General features: G+C 62.0%; 23 protein-coding genes and 1 pseudogene. 8 read left to right on the forward strand and 16 right to left on the reverse strand.

Features of this window, described 5'->3' with window-relative positions; genetic code table 11:
• Positions 1 to 13: 13 nt before the first annotated feature.
• Positions 14 to 484 carry a DUF1203 domain-containing protein gene (locus ACU5AY_RS08745; protein ID WP_446828752.1) on the forward strand — a complete coding sequence of 157 codons (471 nt, stop codon included), beginning with the start codon at positions 14 to 16 and terminating at the stop codon, positions 482 to 484.
• Positions 485 to 512: 28 nt separating this feature from the next.
• Here the strand turns inward: ACU5AY_RS08745 and ACU5AY_RS08750 are convergent, their stop codons facing one another.
• The 3 genes and pseudogenes from ACU5AY_RS08750 to ACU5AY_RS08760 form a co-directional block, all read right to left on the reverse strand.
• Positions 513 to 1,304: a sulfite exporter TauE/SafE family protein gene (locus tag ACU5AY_RS08750; protein WP_446828753.1), complete on the reverse strand. Its 792-nt coding sequence runs from the start codon at positions 1,302 to 1,304 to the stop codon at positions 513 to 515.
• Positions 1,301 to 2,167, reverse strand: a pseudogene (locus ACU5AY_RS08755) (MBL fold metallo-hydrolase); the annotation flags it as partial. The pseudogene ACU5AY_RS08755 and the gene ACU5AY_RS08750, both read right to left, overlap by 4 nt.
• 179 nt (positions 2,168 to 2,346) lie before the next feature.
• Positions 2,347 to 3,159 carry an AraC family transcriptional regulator gene (locus tag ACU5AY_RS08760; protein WP_446828754.1) on the reverse strand — a complete coding sequence of 271 codons (813 nt, stop codon included), beginning with the start codon at positions 3,157 to 3,159 and terminating at the stop codon, positions 2,347 to 2,349.
• A gap of 115 nt (positions 3,160 to 3,274) precedes the next feature.
• Between ACU5AY_RS08760 and ACU5AY_RS08765 the strand changes: the two genes are divergently transcribed.
• The gene (locus ACU5AY_RS08765; protein WP_446828755.1) at positions 3,275 to 4,480 is read left to right on the forward strand and encodes an MFS transporter; all 1,206 of its coding nucleotides are present in this window, start codon (positions 3,275 to 3,277) and stop codon (positions 4,478 to 4,480) included.
• A gap of 69 nt (positions 4,481 to 4,549) precedes the next feature.
• On the opposite strand, the gene ACU5AY_RS08770 is transcribed toward ACU5AY_RS08765, so the two are convergent.
• The 5 genes from ACU5AY_RS08770 to ACU5AY_RS08790 form a co-directional block, all read right to left on the reverse strand.
• Positions 4,550 to 5,599 carry an alpha/beta hydrolase family protein gene (locus ACU5AY_RS08770; RefSeq protein ID WP_446828756.1) on the reverse strand — a complete coding sequence of 350 codons (1,050 nt, stop codon included), beginning with the start codon at positions 5,597 to 5,599 and terminating at the stop codon, positions 4,550 to 4,552.
• A 201-nt stretch (positions 5,600 to 5,800) separates the two neighbouring features.
• Positions 5,801 to 6,871 carry a helix-turn-helix domain-containing protein gene (locus tag ACU5AY_RS08775; RefSeq protein WP_446828757.1) on the reverse strand — a complete coding sequence of 357 codons (1,071 nt, stop codon included), beginning with the start codon at positions 6,869 to 6,871 and terminating at the stop codon, positions 5,801 to 5,803.
• A gap of 94 nt (positions 6,872 to 6,965) precedes the next feature.
• Positions 6,966 to 8,090: an FAD-dependent oxidoreductase gene (locus ACU5AY_RS08780; protein ID WP_446828758.1), complete on the reverse strand. Its 1,125-nt coding sequence runs from the start codon at positions 8,088 to 8,090 to the stop codon at positions 6,966 to 6,968.
• A gap of 205 nt (positions 8,091 to 8,295) precedes the next feature.
• Complete coding sequence (locus ACU5AY_RS08785; RefSeq protein ID WP_446824376.1) at positions 8,296 to 8,550, reverse strand: hypothetical protein; 255 nt, start codon at positions 8,548 to 8,550, stop codon at positions 8,296 to 8,298.
• 58 nt (positions 8,551 to 8,608) lie between these two features.
• The gene (locus ACU5AY_RS08790) at positions 8,609 to 9,013 is read right to left on the reverse strand and encodes a tautomerase family protein (protein WP_446828759.1); all 405 of its coding nucleotides are present in this window, start codon (positions 9,011 to 9,013) and stop codon (positions 8,609 to 8,611) included.
• Between the two features lie 115 nt (positions 9,014 to 9,128).
• On the opposite strand from ACU5AY_RS08790, the gene ACU5AY_RS08795 reads away from it, so the two are divergent.
• Positions 9,129 to 9,986, forward strand: coding sequence for a LysR family transcriptional regulator (locus tag ACU5AY_RS08795; RefSeq protein ID WP_446828760.1), 858 nt, complete (start codon positions 9,129 to 9,131; stop codon positions 9,984 to 9,986).
• 80 nt (positions 9,987 to 10,066) lie between these two features.
• On the opposite strand, the gene ACU5AY_RS08800 is transcribed toward ACU5AY_RS08795, so the two are convergent.
• Both ACU5AY_RS08800 and ald read right to left on the reverse strand, forming a co-directional pair.
• The gene (locus ACU5AY_RS08800; protein ID WP_446828761.1) at positions 10,067 to 10,747 is read right to left on the reverse strand and encodes a helix-turn-helix transcriptional regulator; all 681 of its coding nucleotides are present in this window, start codon (positions 10,745 to 10,747) and stop codon (positions 10,067 to 10,069) included.
• A gap of 212 nt (positions 10,748 to 10,959) precedes the next feature.
• The gene (ald, locus tag ACU5AY_RS08805; RefSeq protein WP_446828762.1) at positions 10,960 to 12,078 is read right to left on the reverse strand and encodes an alanine dehydrogenase; all 1,119 of its coding nucleotides are present in this window, start codon (positions 12,076 to 12,078) and stop codon (positions 10,960 to 10,962) included.
• Positions 12,079 to 12,235: 157 nt separating this feature from the next.
• On the opposite strand from ald, the gene ACU5AY_RS08810 reads away from it, so the two are divergent.
• Both ACU5AY_RS08810 and ACU5AY_RS08815 read left to right on the forward strand, forming a co-directional pair.
• Positions 12,236 to 12,697 carry an Lrp/AsnC family transcriptional regulator gene (locus ACU5AY_RS08810; protein WP_446828763.1) on the forward strand — a complete coding sequence of 154 codons (462 nt, stop codon included), beginning with the start codon at positions 12,236 to 12,238 and terminating at the stop codon, positions 12,695 to 12,697.
• Between the two features lie 119 nt (positions 12,698 to 12,816).
• Entirely contained in the window at positions 12,817 to 13,521 is a 705-nt protein-coding gene (locus tag ACU5AY_RS08815; RefSeq protein ID WP_446828764.1) for a hypothetical protein, read from the forward strand.
• 244 nt (positions 13,522 to 13,765) lie between these two features.
• Here the strand turns inward: ACU5AY_RS08815 and ACU5AY_RS08820 are convergent, their stop codons facing one another.
• Entirely contained in the window at positions 13,766 to 14,167 is a 402-nt protein-coding gene (locus ACU5AY_RS08820; protein ID WP_446828765.1) for a hypothetical protein, read from the reverse strand.
• A gap of 274 nt (positions 14,168 to 14,441) precedes the next feature.
• Here ACU5AY_RS08820 and ACU5AY_RS08825 point away from each other — a divergent pair, with 274 nt between their 5' ends.
• Positions 14,442 to 16,430, forward strand: coding sequence for a bifunctional 2',3'-cyclic-nucleotide 2'-phosphodiesterase/3'-nucleotidase (locus ACU5AY_RS08825; RefSeq protein ID WP_446828766.1), 1,989 nt, complete (start codon positions 14,442 to 14,444; stop codon positions 16,428 to 16,430).
• A gap of 36 nt (positions 16,431 to 16,466) precedes the next feature.
• Here ACU5AY_RS08825 and ACU5AY_RS08830 read toward each other — a convergent pair whose 3' ends face one another.
• Positions 16,467 to 17,420, reverse strand: coding sequence for a LysR family transcriptional regulator (locus ACU5AY_RS08830; RefSeq protein WP_446828767.1), 954 nt, complete (start codon positions 17,418 to 17,420; stop codon positions 16,467 to 16,469).
• Positions 17,421 to 17,558: 138 nt separating this feature from the next.
• On the opposite strand from ACU5AY_RS08830, the gene ACU5AY_RS08835 reads away from it, so the two are divergent.
• Positions 17,559 to 18,176 (forward strand): FMN-dependent NADH-azoreductase, encoded by a 618-nt coding sequence (locus tag ACU5AY_RS08835; RefSeq protein ID WP_446828768.1) that lies wholly within the window; start codon positions 17,559 to 17,561, stop codon positions 18,174 to 18,176.
• 133 nt (positions 18,177 to 18,309) lie between these two features.
• Here the strand turns inward: ACU5AY_RS08835 and amt are convergent, their stop codons facing one another.
• The 3 genes from amt to ilvA all read right to left on the reverse strand — a co-directional run bounded on the left by amt (position 18,310) and on the right by ilvA (position 23,293).
• Positions 18,310 to 21,495, reverse strand: a complete 3,186-nt coding sequence (gene amt, locus ACU5AY_RS08840; protein ID WP_446828769.1) for an ammonium transporter — start codon at positions 21,493 to 21,495, stop codon at positions 18,310 to 18,312.
• Positions 21,496 to 21,669: 174 nt separating this feature from the next.
• Positions 21,670 to 21,990, reverse strand: a complete 321-nt coding sequence (locus ACU5AY_RS08845; protein ID WP_446828770.1) for an HlyU family transcriptional regulator — start codon at positions 21,988 to 21,990, stop codon at positions 21,670 to 21,672.
• An 88-nt stretch (positions 21,991 to 22,078) separates the two neighbouring features.
• Positions 22,079 to 23,293, reverse strand: a complete 1,215-nt coding sequence (gene ilvA / locus ACU5AY_RS08850; RefSeq protein WP_446828981.1) for a threonine ammonia-lyase — start codon at positions 23,291 to 23,293, stop codon at positions 22,079 to 22,081.
• Positions 23,294 to 23,454: 161 nt separating this feature from the next.
• Here ilvA and ACU5AY_RS08855 point away from each other — a divergent pair, with 161 nt between their 5' ends.
• Positions 23,455 to 24,909 carry a TrkH family potassium uptake protein gene (locus ACU5AY_RS08855; RefSeq protein WP_446828771.1) on the forward strand — a complete coding sequence of 485 codons (1,455 nt, stop codon included), beginning with the start codon at positions 23,455 to 23,457 and terminating at the stop codon, positions 24,907 to 24,909.
• Positions 24,910 to 24,994: 85 nt separating this feature from the next.
• Here ACU5AY_RS08855 and ACU5AY_RS08860 read toward each other — a convergent pair whose 3' ends face one another.
• Positions 24,995 to 25,444, reverse strand: coding sequence for a hypothetical protein (locus ACU5AY_RS08860; protein ID WP_446828772.1), 450 nt, complete (start codon positions 25,442 to 25,444; stop codon positions 24,995 to 24,997).
• Positions 25,445 to 25,550: the final 106 nt, after the last annotated feature.

Here is a 25,550-nt window from a genome sequence, read left to right on the forward strand (position 1 = left end):
AAGGGAGACCACCATGACCGCCATCCATTTTTCCGCCATGCCCACGAGTGACGCCGAAGCCTATTGGGCCGGCGGGCCGGACGCCTACGGCCTGCCACCCGAGCGGCAGATATCGGATGGCGACGGCGTGCCCTGCCGGCATTGCCTTGCAACCGTCGGCAAGGGCGAGGCCTATCTGGTGCTGGCCTATCGCCCCTTCCCGGCCCTGCAGCCCTATGCCGAGACCGGGCCGATCTTCCTGCATGCCGAGCCCTGCAAGCGTTACGCCGCCGAAGAGATCGTTCCGCCTATGCTGGCAAGCCCGGACTACATCGTGCGTGGCTATGGAGAGAACGACAGGATCGTCTATGGCAGCGGCGCCGTGACACCGACCGGTGACATACCGGCGCGCGCCGCCGACCTCCTGTCGCGCGACGACATCGCCTATGTGCATGTCCGCTCGGCGCGCAACAATTGCTATCAGTGCCGGATCGACCGCGCCTGACGGCGGGAGATGGCGCTTTTGCGGCGGTTCAGCCCCAGAGCGCCATGCCGCTTCTTGCCAGAATATAGAGGCCGACGACGACGATGATTCCGGCGAAGATGTTGTTGAGCGTCTGGCCCTTCGTTGACAGCCGCGACGCCGCCAGCATGCCGATGACGCCGCCAAGGATGCCGCCGGCGATGAATTCGAAGGCGATCTTCCAGTCGACGAGCCCGGAGGCCGCATAGTTCGCCGCCGTCGTCAGGCCGAAGGTGCCGACGGCAAGCAGCGACGAGCCGACCGCGTTGATCATCGGCATGCCGGTCGCAAACATCAGGCCCGGCACGATCAGGAAACCGCCGCCGATGCCGAAGAAGCCCGACAGCACGCCGGTGCCGATCGCGACGATCGACGTGCGGATGCAGATATGCGGCGGCTCGACGGGCGTGTCGGTGGCCGAACTGTTGCGGCGGCCGCGCATAATCGCCGCCGCGACCACCAGCATCAAAAGGCCGAACAGGAAGAGCAGCTTCTGGCCGTCGACCATCTTGCCTAGGCTCGATCCGCCGAAGGCACCGATCACGCCCATGCCGGCGAAGACGGCGGCGCAGCGCCAGCGCACATGGCCCTTGCGGGCGTGGCTGATGAGATTGGCATAGGCATTGACCGCCACCGCCAGCGCCGAGGTTCCGAGCGCCACATGCGGGCTCGCCACGCCGACCACGTAGATGAGCAGCGGTGTCGCCAGGATCGAGCCGCCGCCGCCGATCAGTCCGAGGGTGAAGCCGACGAGGCTACCGGAAAACAGCGCCGTCAGCGTTCCGGCCAGCTCCGTGCTCATTCCCAGGCCGCTCCTTGCAACGCGTTCAGCGGGATCTTCAGGTAGCGTCTGCCGTTTTCCTCCGGCTCGGGAAGCCGGCCGCCGCGAATGTTGACCTGCAGGGCATGGAGGATGAGCTTCGGCATCGGCAGCGTCCTGTCGCGCGCCTCACGCAGCGCCACGAAGGCGGCTTCGTCCTTGCCGGCAATGTGCGGGTTGGCGGCCCGCTGTTCGGCAACCGTGCTTTCCCAGCGCGGCTCGCGGCCGCCCGGTTGGTAGTCGTGTCCGGTGAAGACGCGCGTGCCACCGGGCAGTGACAGGATCGCCTGGATAGAATGCCACAGCCGGCTGGCGCTGCCGCCGGGAAAATCGGCCCGTGCCGTGCCGCTGTCCGGCATGAACAGCGTGTCGTGCACGAAGGCGGCGTCGCCGATGACATAGGTGATGGAGGCCAGCGTGTGGCCCGGCGAGAAGATCACCTTCGCCTCGAGGGATCCGACCTTGAACCTGTCGCCGGCCGAAAACAGCCGGTCCCACTGCGAACCGTCGGCGGGAAAATCCGGCCAGTTGTAGATTGCCTTCCACAGTGCCTGGACGTCCCTGACCTTCGCGCCGATGGCGGTTGGCGCACCGGTCTTTTCCTTCAGGTAATGCGCCGCCGAGAAATGGTCGGCATGGGGATGCGTGTCCAATATCCATTCGACCGTCAAGCCCTCATCGGCCACGAATTTCAGGATCGCGTCGGCATTTTCCGTCGAGGTCGTGCCGGATTTCTCGTCGTAGTCCAGCACGGGGTCGATGATTGCGCATTTGCCCGTCGCGGGGTCGGCCACGACATACTGGACAGAGAAGGTACGCTTGTCGAAGAAGGCGGTGACGACGGGGTTCTGGGGCATGAACTGGGCCTTTTGCTGAAATTCGTGATCCGGGCCGGCGCTGAAGCCGGACCGCGAGAGACGTGACCGCCGCGATGATCGGCGGCCCGCCTAATATATATTATTTTTCGTATCTATTTGAGCTGATCGATGATTTCAAGGGTAACAGACCGACAATTGCAATGCGCCTACGGCTCCGCGTTGCGCAGGTAGGTGCTGGGCGCCACTCCGGTCATCCGCTTGAACATGACGGTGAAGGCCGCCGGGCTGTCATAGCCTAAATCGAGGGCGACATTGGTCACCAGATCGCCGCGCGCCAACCGCGGCAGCGCCGCGAAAATGCTTGCCTGCTGACGCCAGTCGGACAGGCTCAGGCCCGTCTCGCGGCGGAAGAAGCGGGTGAAGGTGCGCCGGCTCATGCCCAGCCGTTCGGCCCAGTCGTCGATCGACGCGCCAGCCGACGGGTCCTGCACGAACCGGCCGCAAAGCCCGCCCAATTTCGGATCGGCCGGGAACGGCAGGCCGAGCGGCAGTTCCCTCAGATTGGGTATCTCCTCCAGAATGAGCGCCATGATCAGCCCGGCCCGCCCCTCCGGCGCACAGCCCATGGGAAACTTCACCGCCTCGATCATCAGGCTGCGCATCAGGTCGGTCATGCCGACGACACGGCTCGTCTCCGGCAGTCCCTCGATTGCGCCGGGTTTGACATAGAGCGAGCGCAGGCTGACATCGCCGTTTGCGACGACGGAATGCACGACATGGGCCGGGATCCACAGCGCATGGCCGGCCGGCACCATCCAGCGCCCGAACGCCGTCGACACCGTGATCACTCCCGTCAGCGCATGGATCAGTTGCGCGCGGCTGTGGGCGTGCGGCGCAACGACGAAGCCGTCGGGGCATTCGCTTGCCTTGGCGACGAGCGGCGTGGTCGTCCGCTCCAGCCGCTCGAGCGACTGTTCCTGGCTCTCCGGCACAGGTGAGTTGAGGATTCTGAAGTGCATGCAATTGGCCCACTTGCGATAGTAATAGACCATACCACGAAAGCAGGCCGGAACAACCCTCTATACCTTGCAGGCAAAGAACACACTCGACAAAAAACGCCCTACGGAGACATCCATGACCGACGCCACAACCGCCGACCGCGCCGCGGCCGGCACGACGGCCTTCACCATCATTGCCGCCTTGAGCTTCTGCCACATGCTCAACGACATGATGCAGTCGCTCCTGGCCGGCGTCTATCCGATCCTGAAGTCGAATTACGGCCTCGACTTCGGCCAGATCGGCATGATGACGCTGACATTCCAGGTGACAGCCTCGCTTCTGCAGCCGCTCGTCGGCATCTACACCGACAAGCATCCGCAGCCCTATTCGCTGGCGGCGGCCATGGGCTTCACCCTGGTCGGGCTCATCCTGCTCGCCAATACCCACCAGTACGAACTCATGCTGGTCGCCAGCGCCCTGATCGGCCTCGGCTCGTCGGTATTCCATCCGGAATCGTCGCGCATCGCCCGCATGGCCTCCGGCGGCCGGCACGGACTGGCGCAGTCGCTCTTCCAGGTCGGCGGCAATTTCGGCACGGCGCTCGGGCCGCTGCTCGCCGCCTTCATCGTGCTTCCCAACGGACAGAAGAGCATCGCCTGGTTCTCCGCAGCCGCCCTGCTCGCCATCCTCGTCCTGTGGCGGGTTGGCGCCTGGTATGCCGGTAACCACCTGAAGCGTGGCAAAGGCGCCGGCAGCGCCGTGCGCGAAGGCCTGCCGCGCAAGCAGGTTCTGACCGCGATCGCCATTCTCGGCCTGCTGGTCTTCTCGAAATACATCTATCTCGCCAGCCTGACGAACTACTACACCTTCTACCTGATCGAGAAGTTCGGCCTGACGATCCGCGAGTCGCAGCTGCTCCTCTTCGTCTTCCTCGGCGCGGTCGCCGCCGGCACGGTGATCGGCGGCCCGGTCGGAGACAGGATCGGCCGCAAGGTGGTGATCTGGATATCGATCCTCGGCGTGCTGCCCTTCAGCCTTGCCCTGCCCTATGCCAACCTGTTCTGGACCGCCATCCTGACCGTGATCATCGGCGTCGTGCTCGCCTCGGCCTTTTCGGCGATCATCGTCTTCGCGCAGGAGCTGGTGCCCGGCAAGGTCGGGCTGATCGCCGGCCTGTTCTTCGGCTTCGCCTTCGGCATCGCCGGCATCGGCGCCGCCCTTCTCGGCGAACTCGCCGACATCAAGGGCATCGAGTTCGTCTATCATCTCTGCGCCTTCCTGCCCGCCTTCGGCATCCTGACGATGTTCCTGCCGGACATCGAGAAGCGGCGGGCGCACTAGGACGGGCGCGGCACTTGTCGCGAAAATCCGGGTTCGACGCCCGATTTTCGCGACAGTGATGACATCCGGTCAGCGGCTTGCCTTCAAGGACCGATCAAAGGCGTCCGTCGTCATCTTGATCAGCTGCTGATGGATTTTCAGGCGTGAATGTCCCGTGCCGTCCGAGCAGATCGGATCGCCGATCTCCTCGGTCTCGGCAAGGTCAGCCGCCCCCGGCTTGCACTCGCAGAACATGCTGTAATGGCTCGCATCCGCGATCGTCGCATATGTCGCCTCCGGAATGGCCTTTGCGACACCCGAGGCAAGTGCGGTCCGGGGGATATGTCCGGGCTGACCGAGATTGACGATCTCGACCGGCATCGCAATGTTCGCAAATGAATCGGGCCGCAGGACATCGACCGGTGCCGGATCGATTGCCATGGCGAACCGGATCCGCTTGTCGCTGTAATTGCCACCCGCCCGTTCCATATCAATGGCATGAAGATCGACACCGCTCTGTCGCATCCACCCGCAAAGCGATGCGTTAAGACTTTCGGTGTCGCAATATCCGGCCAGAAGCGCAGGATCGATGCGCGCGCCGGCCAGCACCAGGGCTGTGTTGCCGCCCATGGAAAGCCCGAGCACGCCGACACTGCTCGTTTCGAGCCCTCGCTTGAACACTGGATCATTTTCCACCGCATCCAAAGTGGCGGTGATGTCCCCGGGCCTCAGCCACAGCTTGATCGTCTCCTCGGCGGATCGATAGGCGCCACCATTTCCCGGATGCGTGGGGGCCGCCACGATGAAGCCGGCCTTTGCCAGTGGTGTTGCAATCCAGCTCATCGCTTGCGGCGTGCCTCCAAGGCCCGCGCCATGGGAGAGCAGGATCAGCGGATATTGTCCAGCCGCGATCGGCGCGTCGGCCATGGCGGCCGTGCCATCGAAAAACGCACTCTCGCCCAGAGTGACCGGCGTGCCACCCTTCTCCGCCGGATACCACACAGTCACCGCCAGATCGCTTCCTCGCTCCTTCGACGGAGCCGCGATCTGTCGTACGCCAACAAACTCGCTGGCAAGGGCGGGACGTTGTACCGTCAGCACTGCTGATACTGCCAGGCAGATCAGGGCGGCTCTTGTCATAGGGTGTTTCATCTCGTTCCTCTCTTGTGCTGGTTTCGCGACATGCCGTCGTTCTCCGCCGTCCGGTCATTGTCCGGTGGGGCACGAAATTGAGGGCCGGCTGCAACTTGCCCGAATCCGAAGCGGCCGCGACCTTGATCACGATCTAGGACGTCCATGATCGCGATTGAGGTCGCTTTGCGGATGATGTTGGCGGAATGCCTAGGAGGCGGTTGCTTTCGCTTTTGCTGCCGCCGGGACGTCGCCACCCGCAAGCCGGAAAGCGCTTGGGGTCATGCCCGTGACACGCAGGAATTCGCGATTGAAGTTCGATTTGGTGCCGAAACCGGATTCCAGCATGATGGTTGTCACCGACTCGCTGGTCGTGGCCAATCGGCGCTTGGCATCGCCGACCCTATATTCATTGACGATCTGCGAGATATTGCGGCCATGCACCCGGTTCAGCGCAGCCGAAATCTGCCGCCCGGGGATGCCGGCCCGCCTGGCAAGACGCTCCAGCGTGAGGTCCGGGTCGCGATAGAGATGCTGCTCGCGCATCAGGAGATCGATGCGGCGTGCAATCGCCTGATCATCTTCAATGCTCTGAGGAGCCGGCTCTGACAAAGAGGATGACGCAATCCCCGCATCAGCGCCATCGGTCTCGCTTTCCGGACGGGCGCTGTCGGCGATGGTCGCGGCATATCCGGCAATGGCCAGCCAGAGCACGCTTGCCACGCTCAGAAGCGTCCGGGCCTGCCTGCCATCCCCGAATGCGAAGTCGAGCGACACGATGGCGTCGAGAACGGCCGTCACGATCAGCATGATCGCCATTGCCACGAGCGCCCTGTACGCCGTCCACTCGTCGGCAATCCGGACGGCAGACAATGCTTCCGGCCCCTGCCGCGCAATTCGCAGCAAGGCAAGGCCGTATCCGAAGTAAATGATAAAGAGCACAGCGTCGAGCGGCGCCCGCCAAAAGGCGACGAGGAGGGCTGTAACGACCGCCGGCACCAGATGCGGCAGCATGTCCGAAGACCTCATAGGGTTGTTGCGCCTTAGCTGGCCAAATGCGGCAAAGGAGAGCGCCGGCAGCCATGCGGCGATGACCGGCTGGATCAGATGCGCGGGATGCCAGCCGACATTCCAGCTCAACCCTGACATCACCGACTGCACGGCGAAGGACGCGACGAGCAGCGGAAAGAGCCCCAGCCCGCGATCGGCCTGCCGGAGCATGCGCACCAGGATGAGGCAAAGAATCAGGCAGATGACAAATGGCAGCGGTATCGAAGGCATGGGCATCCATTAGCACGGATCATCACTCGGTCACCCCATGTGATAGCGACTGACGCGCAGAGCGCAAACCCAGCGCGGCAAGCTGTCCCGCCTCTCAATGTCCGTTGAACAGGGCCACCACGCTTCGAGGTGCTTCATCGCTGAAGAACTGTTCGAGGTTACGCGCGCTCTCTTCGGCCGCTTCGGCGCTTCGGGCGAACATCTCGGCTTCATAGGCGGCAAGCGCGCCTTCGACGTCGCCGGAAGCGGCAACCAGAGCTTCGGCGAGCCGTGCACCGTCATACATCGCCAGGTTCGCGCCTTCGCCTGCAAACGGCGACATCAGGTGCGCAGCATCGCCGAGCAACGTCACGCCTTTCACACGCATCCACCGATGCCCGACGGGCAGCGCATGGATCGGGCGGATCACCGGATCGACATCGCTCTCCGTGATGTGGGCGGTCAGCTCCCGAGCCCACCCTTCGAACTCTTCGGCGATGCGGGTCAGGCCAGCTTTCCGGTCGCTGAAGTCGACCGCCTGAAGCCAGATCTCCGGCCTGTTCAGCGCCACATAGCTCTGCAGCGTTCCGTCCGCATTTCGATGCGCCAGGATGCCCTTGCCCGGCGCAACCGCCATCATCGTGCCAGTGCCGATGAGATCGGCGGTCGCCCTGTGGCGTGTATCGCCGTCGAACAAACATGTCTCGACGAAGGATGTGCCCGTATAGCTCGGCCTGGCATCAGATACGAGCGGCCGAACCTTCGACCACGCGCCATCCGCGCCGACGAGCGGATCGGAAACAACACTGGCCCCATTGGCAAAGTCGACCTTGTGCCGGCCGTCGCCGAGGGCCACCACAGAGGTCACCTTGTGGCCCCACTTGATCGTTTCCGGAGGGAGCGATTCGAGCAGAATGCGTCGAAGATCACCCCTCTCGATTTCGGGGCGGCGGCCGGCTTGGCGGCCGGGGCGATCGAACAGGATGCGTCCGTCCTTGTCGGCGACGCGTTTGGCATCCTCGCCGGGACGGATGAGCGTACGGAACTCATCGAAGAGGCCCGCAGACTTCAGGGCGATCTGACCATTGTGTTCGTGCATGTCGAGCAACCCGCCCTGCGGCCTCGCCCCCGCCGAGACCTCCGCTTCGTAGACGGTTGCTGCAATTCCGTTGATATGCAGGACCCTCGCGAGTGTGAGACCGCCGAGCCCGGCGCCGATGATTGTAATCGCATGTTCCATTATTGCGCTCCTTTGAACGCAGACAGGCGGCGTCGATCGACGCTGCCGGCTGCAATGACCTGATCTCGTCAGGCGGTTTTGTGGGAGACGCTGGCCGAGCCACGCGGGGCGTGGCTGACGTGTACGCGATGGCAAGAACGGCCAATCGTTTTTCGCGACACTTGAGACATAGTCCAGTCTGACGAGACGATCAAGCGCGACAGGCTCACAGCTCCGCGATCACGCCCGCTGTCGGATCGACCCGGATCAGGGCGTCGAAGATGTCGATCCGGGGGGCCGAGCCGTAGAACGACGCGACCATCTTGCGGTAGGCCTCGCCATGCCAATGGGCGGCATCGGCGCGCGAATGCCAGAGATAGACACCGCCACCGACGGAGCGCCCCTCATCGAGAAAATAGTATTTCCCGACGAGGTCGCTGTTCATCAGCCATTTTCCGGCCGACTGGCGCAAGAGCGTCATCGCCTCTGCCCGCGCCCCGTGCCGGGCGTCAGCTCGTAGGCGACGATCTCGACGATCATCACGCGCCCGCCATGCGCCGGAAGGCGTATTCCGCCTGCGTGACGCCGCCGTAACCATAAGCTGTCGCGCGGCAGTCGATGATGTGGATGTTGGAATGCGGATGCAGGTTGCCGATCCGCTCCGAGAGAAGCGCGAAGGCCTCGCGATGGAACACGGCTTTCTCCTCGCGTGTATTGGTCTCGTCGGTGATAGCCACTTCGAGCCGGAAGGCATTGCGGTCAAGGGCTGCGAGCGACTTTCCGGCGATGAACCAGTCCTCGCGGGCCACGTGCCGGACGATGACCGTCGTGCGCTCGAGCTCCTTGCGCAATATGCGGCAGGTCAGCTCCGAAACCTCGTCTGCCAGCCGCGCAGTTTGTGACGGGTCTTTTTCACCGGATAGTGTCAAGGTGATGCCGGGCATGTAGGTCTCCTTTGCTCAAACCTCTGTCGTTCGGATGAGAAAAGCCTAGCCCCGGCCTTTTCATCTGAAAAGCGGGAATATATGGTATCATCCATCGGTTATTCTGGTGGATGATATGGCCCGTTTCGATCTCGACCTTCTGCATGCCTTCGTGACCGTCACCGATACCGGCAGCCTGACGGCCGCCGCGCCTCGGCTTTGCCGGTCGCAATCGGCGGTGAGCGAGCAGATTCGCAAGCTGGAGGAGACCTGCGGCACGGCGCTCTTCCTGCGCAGCAAGGCCGGCACACAGCTGACGGCGGCCGGCGAACGACTGCTCGGCCACGCCCGGCGCATCCTGGCGCTGAACGACACGGCATTCCAGGATATGAAAGGCTTGCGCCTTGCCGGCGAGGTGCGGTTTGCCATCACCGACTATTTCGAGCCGGCGACGATCGCCACGACGCTGAAGAAAATCCGGCTCACCTATCCGGATCTGCGCCTGCACGTCGCCGTCGTCAGCAGCTCGGTCATCGAGACGGCGCCAGGGGACGTCGATATCGGCCTTTTCATGCGCATTCCGGAAGCCAATTCGCCCGACGCGCCCATCGGCCGCCCCGTTCGCAGCGAAACGTTGCGATGGGTTGCCGACGAAACATTTGCCCGCCCCGGCAACGCTCCGCTGCCCGTCATCGCGCTCAGGGGCTCATGCCGCTTGCGCCAGCACGTCGTCGAGCAACTGACGGCACATGAGATCGCCTTCGATCTGGCGCATTCGGCCTCCGGCATTGCCGGCGCGCAGCTGGCGCTGTCGGCAGGGCTCGGCGTCACCTGCCTCAACGCTTCCGCCGTGCCGCCCGGTGCCGTGGCTGTCGGGGAAAAATTCGGCCTGCCGGCCATGCGCGACGTCGATTTCTTCCTGACGCCGCCGAAGACCGGCGAAGCCGCTTTCGTCACCGATGTGCGCAACATTCTTGCCGAACAGCTGCAATAGGCCTTTGCCCCCCACAAAACGAAACCGCCCGGAACGAACGATCGCTCCGGGCGGTTTCGGCAAGCCTTTGGGGTCATTGATCACTCGACCCCGTCGGCCATCTCCAAGAGCTTGCGCACGATGTCGGTGGCGGCTGCCGGATCCTTTTCCAGCTTGCGGGCGACGACTTCGCGGAGGTTCATCATCGCCGCCTCGACGCTCTTCGGCAGGTCCGGGCCGCCGCGCATCTCGTCGCGCCACTTGCGCATGCGGCTCGCCTTCTCGCCGATCGCCTTCAGCCGCTCGAACAGCATGGTGGCGAGCGCCCGGTTCTCCTCGAGATAGGCCCTGCCCTCGTCGGTGATGGCGTAGCGCTTCTTGGAACCTTCCGACTCTGTGATCGCGGCATAGCCGGCCTCCTCGAGGAAGGTCAGCGTCGGGTAGATGACGCCCGGGCTCGGCGCGTAGGCCTCGGCACTCAGTTCCTCGATCTGCTTGATGATCTCGTAGCCGTGGCGCGGCTCGTCCTCGATCAGCATCAGCACCAGCGTGCGAATGTCGCCCTGGCCGAGGAAACGGCCGCCGCGCGGGCCGTCGCCATCGTCGCCGAAGCCACGGCCGCCGCGCCCGCCGCCCATGAAGCCGCGGCCGAAAGGCCCACCCTTGGCGGCCAGCATGGCGATGAATTCTTCACGGTGCCGGCGATGGCGACCGTGTCCGCAATGGCCTTCGCCGTTTTCATGGCCCCTGTCGTGGCCCCTGTCATGCATGTGCTTGAACATGATTTTTCCTTCAAAATATGTTTTCGATATATCGTAAATAATCCCATCTCACCCCGCCTGCAAGATGTTCGATATATCTAAAACCTATCTTTTTATATCTGGATCGCCCAAGCCATTGAAAAATCAGGCAACAAAAAAGGGCCAGCCGGATGGGAGACGGCTGACCCAGTGTCGTCATCGACGGTTTTCCAGCGGGCCTGCGCCCGTCTTTCTTATGCAGCCTTTATGGCGGCGTCCGGCTGCACCAGATCGTAGCCGAGCGCTTCGGCGACCGCCTTGTTGGTGATGCGGCCCTTGTGGACGTTGAGGCCGTTCCGCAGATGCTTGTCCTCGGTGATGGCGGCAAGGCCGCGATCAGCCAGCGCCAGGCCGTATTGCAGCGTGGCGTTGTTCAGCGCGTGGGCCGACGTCACCGGCACGGCGCCCGGCATGTTGGCGACGCAGTAATGCACCACGCCGTCGACCTCGTAGGTCGGGTCGGAATGGGTGGTGGCATGCGAGGTCTCGAAGCAGCCGCCCTGGTCGATGGCGACGTCGACGATGACCGCGCCCTTCTTCATGCCGGAGAGCATTTCGCGGGTGACGAGCTTCGGCGCGGCGGCACCGGGGATCAGCACGGCGCCGATGACGAGATCGGCGGCGAAAACTTCCTCTTCCAGCGCGTCGATGGTCGAATAGCGGGTGTGGATGCGCCCGTTGAAGATGTCGTCGAGCTGGCGCAGGCGCGGAATGGAGCGGTCAAGGATCGTCACGTCGGCGCCGAGACCGACGGCCATCTTGGCGGCATGGAGACCGACGACGCCGCCGCCGATGACGGTGACCTTGGCCGGCAGCACGCCAGGCACGCCGCCGAGCAGGATGCCGAGGCCGCCATTGGCCTTCTGCAGCGAGGTGGCGCCGGCCTGGATCGCCAGCCGGCCGGCGACTTCCGACATCGGTGCCAGCAGCGGCAGGCCGCCGCGCTCGTCGGTCACGGTCTCATAGGCGATGGCGGTGACGCCGGATTCGAGAAGACCCTTCGTCTGCTCCGGATCGGGCGCAAGGTGCAGATAGGTGTAGAGCAGCTGGCCTTCGCGCAGCTGCGCCCATTCGGACGGCTGCGGCTCCTTGACCTTGACGATCATGTCGGCCTTTTCAAAAATGTCCCTGGCGCTGGCGGCGATCTTCGCGCCGGCCGCCATATAGGCCGCGTCGTCCGCGCCGATGCCGGCCCCGGCCTTCGTCTCGACGATCACCTGGTGGCCATGGGCCACATATTCGCGCACGGCGCCCGGCGTCAGGCCGACGCGGTACTCGTGGTTCTTGATTTCTTTGGGACAGCCTACGATCATCTTGGTTCCTCTCTTTCGCCGGTCTTGCGCCGGCGTCCTTGTCAGATGCGGCGAGTGAACCATTCCGGCCGGGCAATGTCCTTGCAAAGTCCTATTGCCGCAAACACATTTTTCGACGAAAATTGCGTGGAAGCGAGAGAAATCGAAGAGTGTGCGAATGAGCGACCTGGATACCGTCGATGTTTCGATCCTGCGCGTCCTGCAGAAGGAGGGGCGGATCACCAATGCCGAGCTTGCCGAACGCATCGGCCTGTCTGCCTCCGCCTGTTCGCGGCGCCTCGACATCTTGGAAAAGTCGGGCGTGATCTCCGGATATCACGCCCGCCTGTCGCACAAGGCGCTCGACTACAAGATGATGGTGATCGTCCACATCTCGCTCTCCGGACAGTTCGCCAAGACGCTGTCCGAGTTCGAGGCCGCCATCAAACGCTGCCCCAACGTGCTCGTCTGCTACCTGATGTCGGGCGAATACGACTACATATTGCGGGTGGCGGCCAAGGATCTCGAAGACTACGAGCGCATCCACCGCGACTGGCTTTCCGCCCTGCCCCACGTCGTCAAGATCAACTCGTCCTTTGCTCTCCGAGAAATCATCGAACGGCCGAACGTGGGGCTATAAATGACGCGTCACTTCACAACTAATGAGAGCTTTTCTCAAATCATCCATTCTTAATTGCAATTATAGCAATAACTGTTAAGCTCGCATCTTACTAATCCATCGATCAGTGGGGGCTGGAAATGGACGGGACAGTGGGCGCGTGCATCAACCAACTGAGCCAAGTAACCTTCGATGGGGCCATCAAGTTACTCCAGCTCGGCACCACCGGCCTCGGTGCACTGGTTCTGATACTGGCGTTTCTCATTCTGGCGATTGCAACCTCATTCGGCAATGCCATTTCCAGCAACACTCGCATCATCTTCACGCGCTTTCTGCTCTTTGGTGGATTTTGCTTTGCAACATCTTTGACAAGCGTCGCAATCGAAAAGTTCATACCGACACATGCAAAGGTGTCGGTATCATTCTCTCCTCAGTTCGCGGTCATAGACGTCCCCGACCCGGAGATTCGATACGGCGGTAAATCCTATGAACAAGACACCGCTATCGATGTGCGTGACGACGGAACTATACGGATAATCGTAGACCGCACGATCCAAACGTACCGCAGCCTGCGGGCAGCCAATACCAGTGCGCAGGCAAGCATTGAAAACCTAAGGCGAGTAGTCGTTTCCTCTCCAACGGGTGTGGGCGATATATTCGGTGGCAATCACAGTGTCTTGCCCAAGTTGCCCAGCGACCTGACTCAAGACGGACTTTCGTCGTCCCACGGCAGAGATAATGCTGAATTTGGGGTCGGAGGAGGTGCGACAACGGAAACTGCGAAGAAAAAGCAGTTGGTCAATCAGCTAGATTCCGTATTAAACACATTGAAAGAGCCATTATAAAGCCATATGGGGGACCGATTGACAAACTACGACAGTCATATTTCGGCAGCCGTCAAAACGAAGGTTGATTATTTTGGGAAGGCCGAAGTTTGCTACCTCGTTTCTTCGGTGGAAGCCGTTCAATAAGCAGCCACTCCTTGTTGCTAAAGTTGACCCTGACCAAGACCACGCCCAAAGAAACAGCTTTGAATCAAGTTTTCAGCGATTTTAGAGCTCTATCGAACAAACTTGGTAACGGATGCCGTCAGTTCGACAATGCGTTTATCAACGTCTTGTCCTGTGGCTCAACTTCCATGCCGCGGCCTATGACAGAGACTGTCTTGAAGAGAATTTCGATGGTTACGTCATTGAAAGATAGCAGCCAAAATCTCGGGCTGAGCACCTTCCATCGAGTCGTCTCTTCGCTATCCCAAATTTCATTGAATGCCCACGGCTGAATGGGATAGCGATACTCTCGCAGTCCCTCGACATTCAGCGGCGCAATACGAAAATCGATGACATTTCCGAATTCAAGTACCACATTTCCACCGCCTGCAGCCGCTGACGCCTCATAACAAACGAACGCGTTGTTTCCATCAAAGAGCACGGCAGGGTTAGCGACAGTCCCCAGTTCAGGGAAGCTCTCTTCAGCAACAGCTACTTTCATTATAAGTCACGCTCAGGAATCGAGGAAAACTTAAACACCGTTCGTCCAAGAGTGGCGACTTTGTCAACAGAACCTAGGCGCGGAGCGGGAAAAATACGAGCCGTGCCCTCTTTCTCCTGCGACGATTTATTTTACCAAAGGGACAATTTTTCGTCTGGCCATCCCAAACCGTCGCTGTCATCATCCCGCCATCAATTCAGACGTATCGACAACCGCACCGGGAGGGCTCGGCGCCCGACCAAACGTCATCGAACTCGACTTCGGGAGACAGACAATGCCCCACCTCCTCTCCTCCACCGCGCTCACCCGCCGCTCGCTGCTCGGAGGCCTTGCCGCCGGTTCGGCCTTCATCATGCTGCATCCGTTCGCCGCGCATGCTGCCGCCAACCAGGCGCATCTGCGCATCATGGAGACGACCGACATCCATGTGAACCTGCTGCCCTACGACTATTATGCCGACAAGCCGAACGACACGATGGGTCTTGCCCGCACCGCCTCGATCATCGACGGGATCCGCGCCGAGGCCGGCAACTCGATGCTGATCGACAATGGCGACCTGTTGCAGGGCAATCCCATGGGCGACTTCATGGCCTACAAGATGGGTATCAAGGCCGGCGACATGCACCCGGTGATGAAGGCCATGAACATGCTCGGCTATGATTGCGGCACGCTCGGCAATCACGAGTTCAATTACGGCCTCGATTTCATGTTCAACGTCTTGAACGGCGCCAATTTCCCGATCGTCTGCGCCAACCTGACCAAGGGCCAGCTCGCGTCCGACCCGAAGGACGACGACCTGTTCTTCAAGCCCTATGTCATCCTTGAAAAGCAGATCAAGGACGGCTCCGGCGAGATGAGCCCGGTCAAGGTCGGCTTCATCGGCTTCGTGCCGCCGCAGATCATGGTGTGGGACGCCAAGAACCTCGAAGGCAAGGCGCAGACCCGCGACATCGTCGAGGCGGCCAAGGCCTGGGTGCCGGCCATGCGGGAGGAAGGCGCCGATATCGTGATTGCCCTCTCCCACTCCGGCATCGATGCGACCGGCCCCGGGGAGCGCATGGAAAACGCCTCGCTCTATGTCGCCGGCGTCGAGGGCATCGATGCGGTCTTCACCGGCCACCAGCACCTCGTCTTCCCCGGACCGAAGACCTGGGACGGCATGGCCGGCGTCGATCCCGTCCGCGGCACGTTGCAGGGCAAGCCCGCCGTCATGGGCGGCTTCTGGGGCTCGCATATGGGCCTCATCGACCTGCTTCTGGAAAAGGACGGCAAGACCTGGAAGGTCGTCGACTTCACCACCGAGGCGCGGCCGATCTACCACCGCACCGAAGACCGCAAGATCGTCGCCGACATCAAGAGCGACGAACGCATCGCCGATGCGGTGAAAAAGGAGCACGAGGAAACGCTCGCCTATGTCCGCACCCCGGTCGGCAAGACGTCGGCGCCGCTCTACTCCTACTTCGCGCTGGTCGCCGACGATCCGTCGGTGCAGATCGTCTCGATCGCCCAGACTTGGTACATCAAGGACATGCTGAAGGACACGGAATACAAGGATTATCCGGTGCTCTCGGCGGCAGCCCCGTTCAAGGCCGGCGGCCGCGGCGGCGCGGACTACTACACCGATGTCCCTGCCGGCGACATCGCCATCAAGAACGTCGCCGACCTCTATCTCTACCCGAACACCGTGCGCGCCGTGCTGATCACCGGCGCCGAGGTGAAGAACTGGCTGGAAATGTCGGCAGGCATGTTCAACCAGGTCAAGCCCGGCGCCAAGGATGCGCCGCTGCTCAACCCCGATTTCCCGTCCTACAATTTCGACGTGATCGACGGCGTGACCTACCAGATAGACCTGTCGCAGCCGGCGATGTTCGACAAGGACGGCAAGAAGGTCTCCGACGGCGCCGGCCGCATCGTCGATCTGAAGTTCGACGGCAAGCCGATCGATCCGGACAAGAAGTTCGTCGTCGCCACCAACAATTACCGTGCCGGCGGCGGGGGCAACTTCCCGGACATCAACGACAGCAAGATCATCTTCGTCGGTCCGGACACCAACCGCGACGTGGTCGTGCGCTACATCATCGAACAGGGCACCATCAACCCGTCGGCGGACGACAACTGGTCGTTCAAGCCGATGGACGGCACGACCGCGGTTTTCGACACCGGTCCGAAGGGCCGGCAGTATGCGGCCTCGGTCAAGAGCGCCAAGATCGAGGATGCCGGCGACGGCGCGGACGGTTTCGCCAGGTTCCGCCTGGTGCTCTGACTACGACCGTCCGGCCCTGTCCAATGCCGCTGCGGATTACTCCGCGGCGGCTTTGGGGGGCAGAAGGCCCAGGGCCTCGTGCATGTCGGACGGGCATTTGCCGAGGAACAGCCGGAATTGCTCCATCATCCAACGCGCCGCCGGTCCCGGCGGGCTTGCGGACCGCCACATCGCGAAGATCGGGAAATTGGACGTCTCGAACATGTCCATCTGCAGCCGCACCAGCCGCCCATCGCGAATATCCTTCTCGACGATCGCGCCCGGCATGCCGCCCCAGCCGAGCCCGGCACGCAGCAGCGTATGCTTGGTCATCATGTCGCCCACCCGCCAGGTGCGCATGGAAAAGACGTTGAAATCGCGTCCGCGCGTCTGGCCGGTCGAGTCGGAGACGACGATCTGCACCTCGTCGCGGACGTCGGCGACCAGCAGCGGGCGATTGAGTTTCGCCAGCGGGTGGTCGGCGGCGGCCACCGGCAGCATATAGGACTGGCTCAGCCGTTCGACGATGATCCCGTCCTCGACCTTCATCACCGCCCCGCCGATGCCGAGATGCGCGTTGCCGGTCTCGATCATGTCGCTAACCATGAAGCCGGACCCCCAATTGACGTTCAGCTGCACCGTGGGAAACGTCTTCTGGAACGCAGTCAGGATAGCCACCAGGGCCTGCTCCGGCACCATGACGCTGACGGCGAGCTTCAGTTCGCCCTCAAGGCCTTCCCGCAGGACGGCGGCCCGGCCGCGCAAGGAGTCAAGCTGCGCCGCCATCCGCCGCGCATCCTCCAACACCGCCTTGCCGGCCTCCGTCAGCACCGGCTGGCGCGAACCGCTGCGGTCGAAGAGATCGAGCTGCAGCTGGTCTTCCAGATTGGAGATCGCATAGCTGACGACCGACTGGGCCTTGTTCAGCTGGCGCGCGGCCGCTGAGAAGGAACCGGTGTCGGCAATGGCGATCAGCACCTGGAGCTGATCGAGCGTCGGATTTGGCTGCATGGGTACCCATCCAATATTTCGATGATATCAATCCATATTATCATGGTTTTATATATTAATCATCTGACTTATCTAATTCGTCAAGACAGCCGGGGGGACAACGCTCGGCCATTGATTTCAATGACGAAAGGTACAGAAATGTCCAATATTTTGCTTGTTACATCCAGCCCGCGCGGTTCCGAGTCGCTCTCCAGCAAGGTCGCCACCGAACTCGCCGAAAAGCTTGCCGCCAAGGCTGCCAACAACGGCATCATTCACCGCGATCTCGGCTCCGAGCCTGTGCCGCACCTCGACACCATTTCGACCAATGCGATCCGCAAGGCGCCGGCCGACCGTAGCGCCGATGAAGCCGCTGCCGCCGACTATTCCGACAAGCTGGTTGCCGAACTGCTGGCCGCCGACACGGTCATCCTCGCCACCGGCCTGATCAACTTCAACATCTACTCGACGCTGAAGTCCTGGATCGACAACGTTGCCCGCGCCGGCCACACCTTCAAGTACACCGAGACCGGCCCACAGGGTCTTGTCACCGGCAAGAAGGTCTACATCGTGCTGTCCTCCGGCGGTGTCTATTCCGAAGGCCCGGCAGCCCCGATGAACCACGCCATCCCCTACCTGAAGACGGTTCTCGGCTTCCTCGGCATGACCGACGTCGAGGTCATCTATATCGAAGGCCTCGCCTTCGGACCGGAAGCTGCGGAAAAGGCGATCGCCGACGCGCAGGCCAAGGTCCAGCAGTTTTCTGAAGCAGCCTGATTTTCAAGCGTAAGTTCACTATAGATCTTTTCAACAATTCATAATGACAGGGCGCGGCCTCATTGGAGACCGCGCCCTTTTTACGTCCAAAATTTCGAAACGGCACCTGCCCGAGGGGCCTACGTGGCCGCCGTCAGGCGGGCCTGGATATCGGAGCGACGTCATTGCGGCCGGAGACATGCGGCCTCTCCTGCCGGACGCTCGTGATGATCTGGTTCATGATGGCAGGCTCGATCTCGGTCTGCAGCTCGTCCGCAGGCTTCGCCCGCCCGAGGAGGAAGCCCTGCAGCTGATCACATCCCGACAGCGACAGGAATACCGCCTGGTCCACCGTCTCGACACCCTCGGCGACGACGCGCATGCCGAGCCCGGAGCCGAGCGCGATGATCGTGCGGATGATCAGCGTCGCATTCTCGGATACAGTGAGATTCTTGACGAATTCACGGTCTATCTTGATCGTGTCGAACGGATAACGGCTGAGATAGCCGAGCGAGGAATAACCGGTGCCGAAGTCGTCCAGTGCGATCGAGAAGCCCTTGGCCTTCAGTGCCTTCAGCAGATGCAGCGCCCGCTTGTCGTCTTCGATCAGCGTGCTTTCGGTGATTTCGAGCTCGATCTGCTCGGGGTTTACCCCGTTCGCCTCGACGATCTCGATCAGCCGCGGCAGGAAATCCACCTGACGAAACTGGATGGGGCTGACATTGATCGAGATGTGGCGGTTGCCGAGATGGGACTTGACGATCCGGCAGGCTTCCTCGATCACCCATTCGCCGATCTGCACGATCTTACCCGAGACCTCTGCGACCGGAACGAAATCCACCGGGCTGATGGCGCCCTTTTCCGGATGCGTCCAGCGCAGCAGCGCCTCGTAGCTGACAATCTTGGCGGTGGCGGAATCGACACGCGGCTGCAGGTGCAGTTCAAACTGGTTGCGGTCGATCGCAGTCACGAGGTCGGCCTCGAGCTGCCGGCGCTTTTCGGTGAGCTCGCTCATGCCGGGCCGGTACATGTGCCAGATGTTTCTGCCGGACTCCTTGGAATGGTAGAGCGCGATGTCGGCGCGGGCGACCAGAAGCTCCGGATCCAGGCCGTGCTCGGGGCTGAGGCTGATGCCGACGCTGGCGCCGACCTGCACCTCCAGCCCTTCGCGGATCTGAATCGGCCGTGACAGTTCGCGAACAATGCGCATGCCGAGATCGGTCATCTGGTTCTGGAACGTCACGCCCGTGACGATCACGGCAAATTCGTCGCCGCCGAGGCGGGCGACCATGCTGCCCTGACCCGACACCTGCTTCAATCGCCGCGCCGCTTCGCGGATGACTTCGTCGCCGGCCGGATGCCCGTGGATATCGTTGACCAGCTTGAACCGATCGAGGTCGATCAGCAGCAGCGCCACCTGCTCGCTTTCAAGCACCGTTTCGACGGCCTTCGCCAGCTGCTGGTTGAACAGGCTGCGATTTGCAAGCCCGGTCAGCGGATCGTGCTGGGCAAGATGGATGATGTTCTTCTCCGCCGCCTTGCGCTCGCGCAGGTCGACGATGCAGCCGATCCGCACTGTCTCGCCCTTGTACCGGATCATCCGGCCGCGCGCCGCGACCGGTATGCGCTCGCCGGAGGTATGCAGCAGATGGTACTCGTATTCCTCGGTGCTTTCGGCGTCGAGAACCGCCCTCACCCGCTCGCGGTCCTCCGGCGCTATGAGCTCGTAAACCGAGCAGTTGATCAGCGTCTCCATCGGCCTGCCGGCCAGGGTGACGAGCTGGTCGTTGCCATCGACGATGACACCGTCGCGGATCATGACGATGGCCTCGAATGTCGCATTTGACAGTGCGGAGACGCGCTCGGCCTCTTCCGTCTGGCTCTTCATCTTTTCAAGCTGTGCCCGCTCGCGCTCCTCGTCCTCGAGGTTGTCCATCAGGCGGTTGAAGAGGTCGGTCAGTTTCTCCGCTTCGTCGCCGGCGACGACCGGCAGCCGCTTGTTGAAATCCTTAGTGCCGCCCAAAAGACCGCCGAGCGCATCCTCGACATGGCCGACGCCGAGCCGGGTTCCGTGCTCGGCGACGTTCAGGCCCATCTCCTCCTGTTCGGCCGACACGCGGATCGGCGTCAGCTTGTTCAGAAGCCAGAAGAAGGCGAAGCCGGTGCAGAAGGTCCAGTAGAAATTCAGCAGCGAACCGAATGTCTGGATATAGAGCTGCCCCAGGGCACTTCCCGCCGGCAGCACGTGTGCCGGCGCCAGCACCGCAAGACCGAGGGTGCCGACCACGCCGGCGAAGGCATGCACGCCGATTGCGCCGACCGCATCATCGACCTTCCACCGGCGTTCGACCCAGATATTGCCGTAGACGGCGGCGAGGCTTCCGGCAGCGCCGATCAGCAAGGCGCCGCCCGGCCCGAGCACGTGACAACCGGCGGTCACGGCGACAAGGCCGCCAAGGAGACCGGACAGGGACTTTTCCGGATAGATAAGGCCATCCTGGAAATAGCCGACGCAATAACCGACGCAGGCCCCCATGCCGCCGGCCAGCACGGTGTTGAGGATGATGCGGCCGATATCCGGTACTGCCTTGAGCGTCGAACCGCCATTGAAGCCGATCCAGCCGATATAGAGCAGCAGCGCGCCGGTGGTCGCCAGCACCGGCGAATGACCGGTGATGCGGATCGGGTTGCCGCGGGCGTCGAAGCGTCCGATGCGTGGACCGATGACGATGCAGGCCGCAAGCGACACCCAGCCGCCGGTCGCATGCACGACGGTCGAACCGGCGAAATCGATGAAACCGAGATTGGCGAGGTAGGCCGACGGGTTTTCGAAGAGCGCAGCGCCCCAGGCCCAATGAACGAAGATCGGATAGATGAAGCCGGACAGGAACAGCGAGCCCATCACATAGACCCAGAGCCGCATGCGCTCGGCGACAGCACCGGAAACGATGGTCGCCGCCGTGCCGCAGAACATCACCTGGAAGACGAAGAAGCCCGCCTGCCATGAATCCAGCTTCTCGAGGAAATAGAAGTCCGGATCCCAGCCCACAACGAAGCCGTTGTCATGGCCGAAGCCCATCATAAAGCCGATCGCTGCGAAAGCGACGACGCCGAAGACGAAATCGAGGAGGTTCTTCTGCGCGACGTTGACGGAGTTCTTCGAGCGCACCAGACCGGCTTCGAGCAGCAGGAAGCCGACCTGCATCATCATGACGAGCGCGCCCGCCAAAAGCATCCAGCTCAAATCCATACCGAGCGTGATGTCCCTGGCCGCTTCGGCAGCCTTCGCATCGTGGCCGGTCAGGGCCAACGCAAAACCGGTGAAAATTGCTCCAGTCACACCAAAGCGCATTGAAATGGATTCATCCGAAAACACTAAATTTTTACGGATGCTAAGTCCCAAGCGTTAACATTGCGTGTGCAGCGCACTGCAACCAGCGCACGACTGATGACTGCCCGGCCCGCTATCGGCCCGCCCGCATCATGCTTCAGAGCAAATCAAGGAGTTGCCGTATCAGACGGGGCGCGAGCCTTCGGCATCGGCAAACAGGTGCTTGCCATTCTGGTCGATGATCTGCCTACCCTTGCGCAAGGTGAACTCGATCGCCTCGTCGGACGACGAGAACAGGTCGGCGCGGATGAAGGAACGCACCAGCGTGCCGCCGTCCCCGCTCTTCTCGATCCGTCCGGCCAAGCGGTACTGGCCGCCTTCCTTGATCGGTTCGGCGAAGATCATAAGACCTTGATATTCCTCCGACTGTGTCGCGGACGGCGCTGCCGCCCCCTTGTCGCCGGAGGAAAAGATGGAGGCAATCTTTGAAAATATCGAGCTCATATCCGGGGTCTATCACGATTTGACGAGGAGGCAAAGGCAGCGGATGCAACCGCGGTAAACCTAACCTTACGGAATGACGTTGAGTCACTCAGATGATCAGGTTGGCGAGGATTTCGTTGTCGGTAATGTCCTCGTATCCCATCCCTGCCGCGTCGAAATTGGCCCTCAGCCGATCGAAGTTCTCCGGCTTCGCCGTCTCGATGCCGATCAGGATCGAGCCGAAATTGCGCGCCGATTTCTTCAGATATTCGAAGCGCGAGATGTCATCCTCCGGCCCGAGCAGGTTGAGGAAATCGCGCAGCGCGCCGGGGCGCTGGGCGAGCCGCAGGATGAAGTACTTCTTCACGCCCGCATGGCGCATCGCCCTCTCCTTGACGTCCGGCAGCCTTTCGAAATCGAAATTGCCGCCCGAGACGACGGCAACGACCGTTTTTCCCGCCAGCTTTTCCGGACCCAACTGGGCAAGTGCGGCAATCGACATGGCGCCCGCCGGCTCCAGCACCACGCCCTCGACGTTCAGCATAGCCGTCATCGTCACGCAGATTGCGTTTTCCGGCAGCAGCATCACCTGCTCGGAAGGAAAGCCTTTGAGCATGGAAAAGTTCAGGTCGCCGATCCGCGCCACCGCCGCGCCGTCGACGAAATTGTCGACCTTCGGCAGCGTGACGATCTCGCCGGCCTCCAGGCTCCTCTTCAGGCTCGGCGCGCCGGCCGGTTCCACGAACAGGAAGTTCTCGCGCTTCACCACGCCGTCGAGATAGCCGGTGATCCCCGCCGAGAGACCGCCGCCACCGACCGGAAGGATCATCAGGTCCGGCACCGTGCCCTCCGGCAACTGTTCCATGATCTCGGCTGCAACGGTTGCCTGTCCCTCGACGATATCGGGGTGATCGAAGGGCGGCACCATGATCGCGCCAGTCTCGGCGACATGATCCTGGGCTGCCTTGTAGCACTGGTCGAAGAAGTCGCCGAACAGGCGGATGGTGATGAACTCGCCGCCGAACATGCGCGTCTTGTCGATCTTCTGCTGCGGTGTCGTCACCGGCATGAAGACGACGCCCGGCACCTGGAAATGCCGGCAGACGAAGGCAAAGCCCTGCGCATGGTTGCCGGCGGACGCGCAGACGAAGGTGCGGTTGGACCCGCCGGCGGCGATCGCCTTGCGGAAGAAATTGAAGGCGCCGCGAATCTTGTAGGAGCGCACCGGCGAGAGGTCCTCCCGCTTTAGCCACACCCTGGCGCCGTAGAGCCCGCTCAGGTGCTCGTTGAGTTGCAGTGGTGTCGCGGGAAACACCGAGCGCATGGCGTCGGCAGCGTTATCAACATCCTGGGTGGCAAAGGTCTTGGTCATCAATACGGGGCTCATTGAGTTTAACGGTCGTACCCGCTATGACATATGGCGAAAGCGGTGACAAAAGTTTCTTTGCCGCCAGTCTTGTCTGCGAAAGCCGGGATGCCACCGCATTGAATGTCAATCTGATACGCTCCGCGATCCACATTGCTGCGATCTGTGGCCTCTATCTCGCAACGGTCATGTTCATTCCCGCCATGGTCGATCTCTATTTCGGCCATCCGGACTGGCGCATCTTCGCCATGTGCGGCTTCATGACCTTCGGCTTCTCGCTGGCGGCCGCGATGGCGACGCGCGGCAATTCCACGCCGTTCAACAAGCGTTTCGGCTTCCTGCTGGTCAACATCCTGTGGGCGACCTTCTCGCTGACCGGCGCCATCCCGCTCTATTTTTCCGCCGCCAAGCTCACCTTCGCACAGGCGCTGTTCGAATCGGTCTCGGCGATCACGACGACCGGATCGACCGTCATCGTCGGCCTCGACAACATGCCGCCGGGCCTCCTGCTCTGGCGCTCGCTCCTGCAGTGGCTCGGCGGGGTGGGCATCGTCGCGCTCGGCCTGTTCGTGCTACCTTACCTGCGCGTCGGCGGCATGTCCTTCTTCAAGATGGAATCGTCGGACACCAACGACAAGCCGTTCGCCCGCATCGCCAGCTTCACCCGCGCCTTCGTCGGCGTTTATGTCGGCATCACCATCGTCTGCGCGATCACCTACGACGTCCTGGGCATGGGCCATTTCGATGCGCTGAACCACGCCATGTCGACGGTGGCGACCGGCGGCTTCTCCACCCATGACGCCTCGCTTGGCTTCTTCCGCAACCCGGCGCTGCTCTGGGCCTCGACCTTCTTCATGATGGTCTGCTCGCTACCCTTCTCTATCCTGATCCTGTTCATCGTACGCGGCCGGCTCGATTCGCTGCGCGATCCGCAGATCCTGGTCTTCCTCGGCTATGTCTCCGCCTTCGCGGTGGCGGTGGCGGTCTATCACCATTTCCAGTCGGACGTGCCATTCTCGCGCTCGCTCACGCATTCCTTCTTCAACTTCGCGTCGATCTTCTCGACCACGGGCTATGCGAGCGAGGACTACTCGCTGTGGGGACCCTTCGCGATCATGGCGGCCTTCATCGCCACCTTCGTCGGCGGCTGCTCGGGGTCGACCGCCGGCGGCATCAAGGCCTACCGCTTCACCATCCTCTTCAACCTGCTGCGCACGGGATTGAAGAAGCTCCTCTATCCGAACGCCATCTATTCGGTGCGCTACGGCCGCAATATCGTCGAAGCCGACACCCAGCGCGCCGTCTTCCTGTTCTTCTTCCTCTACATGCTGCTCTGGGCCTTCGGCAGCCTCGTGCTCGGCGCCATGGGCTTCGACCTCGTGACCTCCGTCTCGGCGGTCATCACGGCGCTCTCGAATGTCGGCCCCGGCCTCGGCGACATCGTCGGCCCGGCCGGCAACTTCTCCACCTTCACCGACCCGCCGCTCTACCTGCTGTCGCTGATGATGCTGCTGGGCCGCCTCGAAATCCTCACCGTCCTCGTCCTCCTGATGCCGATGTTCTGGAAGAACTAGGCTCCGCCACAAATGGAGTCAGAAATCAGCGGAAGCTTGACTGATGGCACTCCTTGCCCCGGCTAGCGTCCGCTTCTGATTGCCATCATTCGTCGGCAGGGTCCTGGAACCAGGACGTAATTGGAGCCTCGCCCATCCGGACGTCTCTATAGGCGGAGCCAATCCTGTTCAGCACCGTCTCGTCATCAGAAACGATCTCATAGAAGGTGCTGTCGACGGCCCGGATTATCACCCACGGCCTGTCGGACTGAGCGGGTAGCGAGCCGACGAACTCGCCCCAGATAACTTGCCGCGTATTCTCAGCCAAGGCGGCCAAATCAGAACCCGAAAGCTGACCATTGTCTTGCGCGAACCCCTCAAGCCGTTCGCCCCCTTCACCGGTTGCCTCAAACCATTCGTGCCCCGGTTTGGAGGACTTCACCGTCGAGACGACCCAATGTGCTTCTAGGGAAAGCGGAGCCAAAAGCCGCAGCAAGTCTCTAAGATCAAGCGCAAGAACCTGATCTTTCATATCATAGACACGAAGTGTCTTCATGGCATCCTCCGTCAACCCACGGTCGCATTGCCAGAATCACTTTGTCAACGGGACCCAGGGCAACCGAACCCGGCCCCCTCTCGGACACCGGCCGGTCTCAGCCTCC

The sequence above is a fragment of the Rhizobium sp. PAMB 3174 genome, assembly GCF_052908375.1.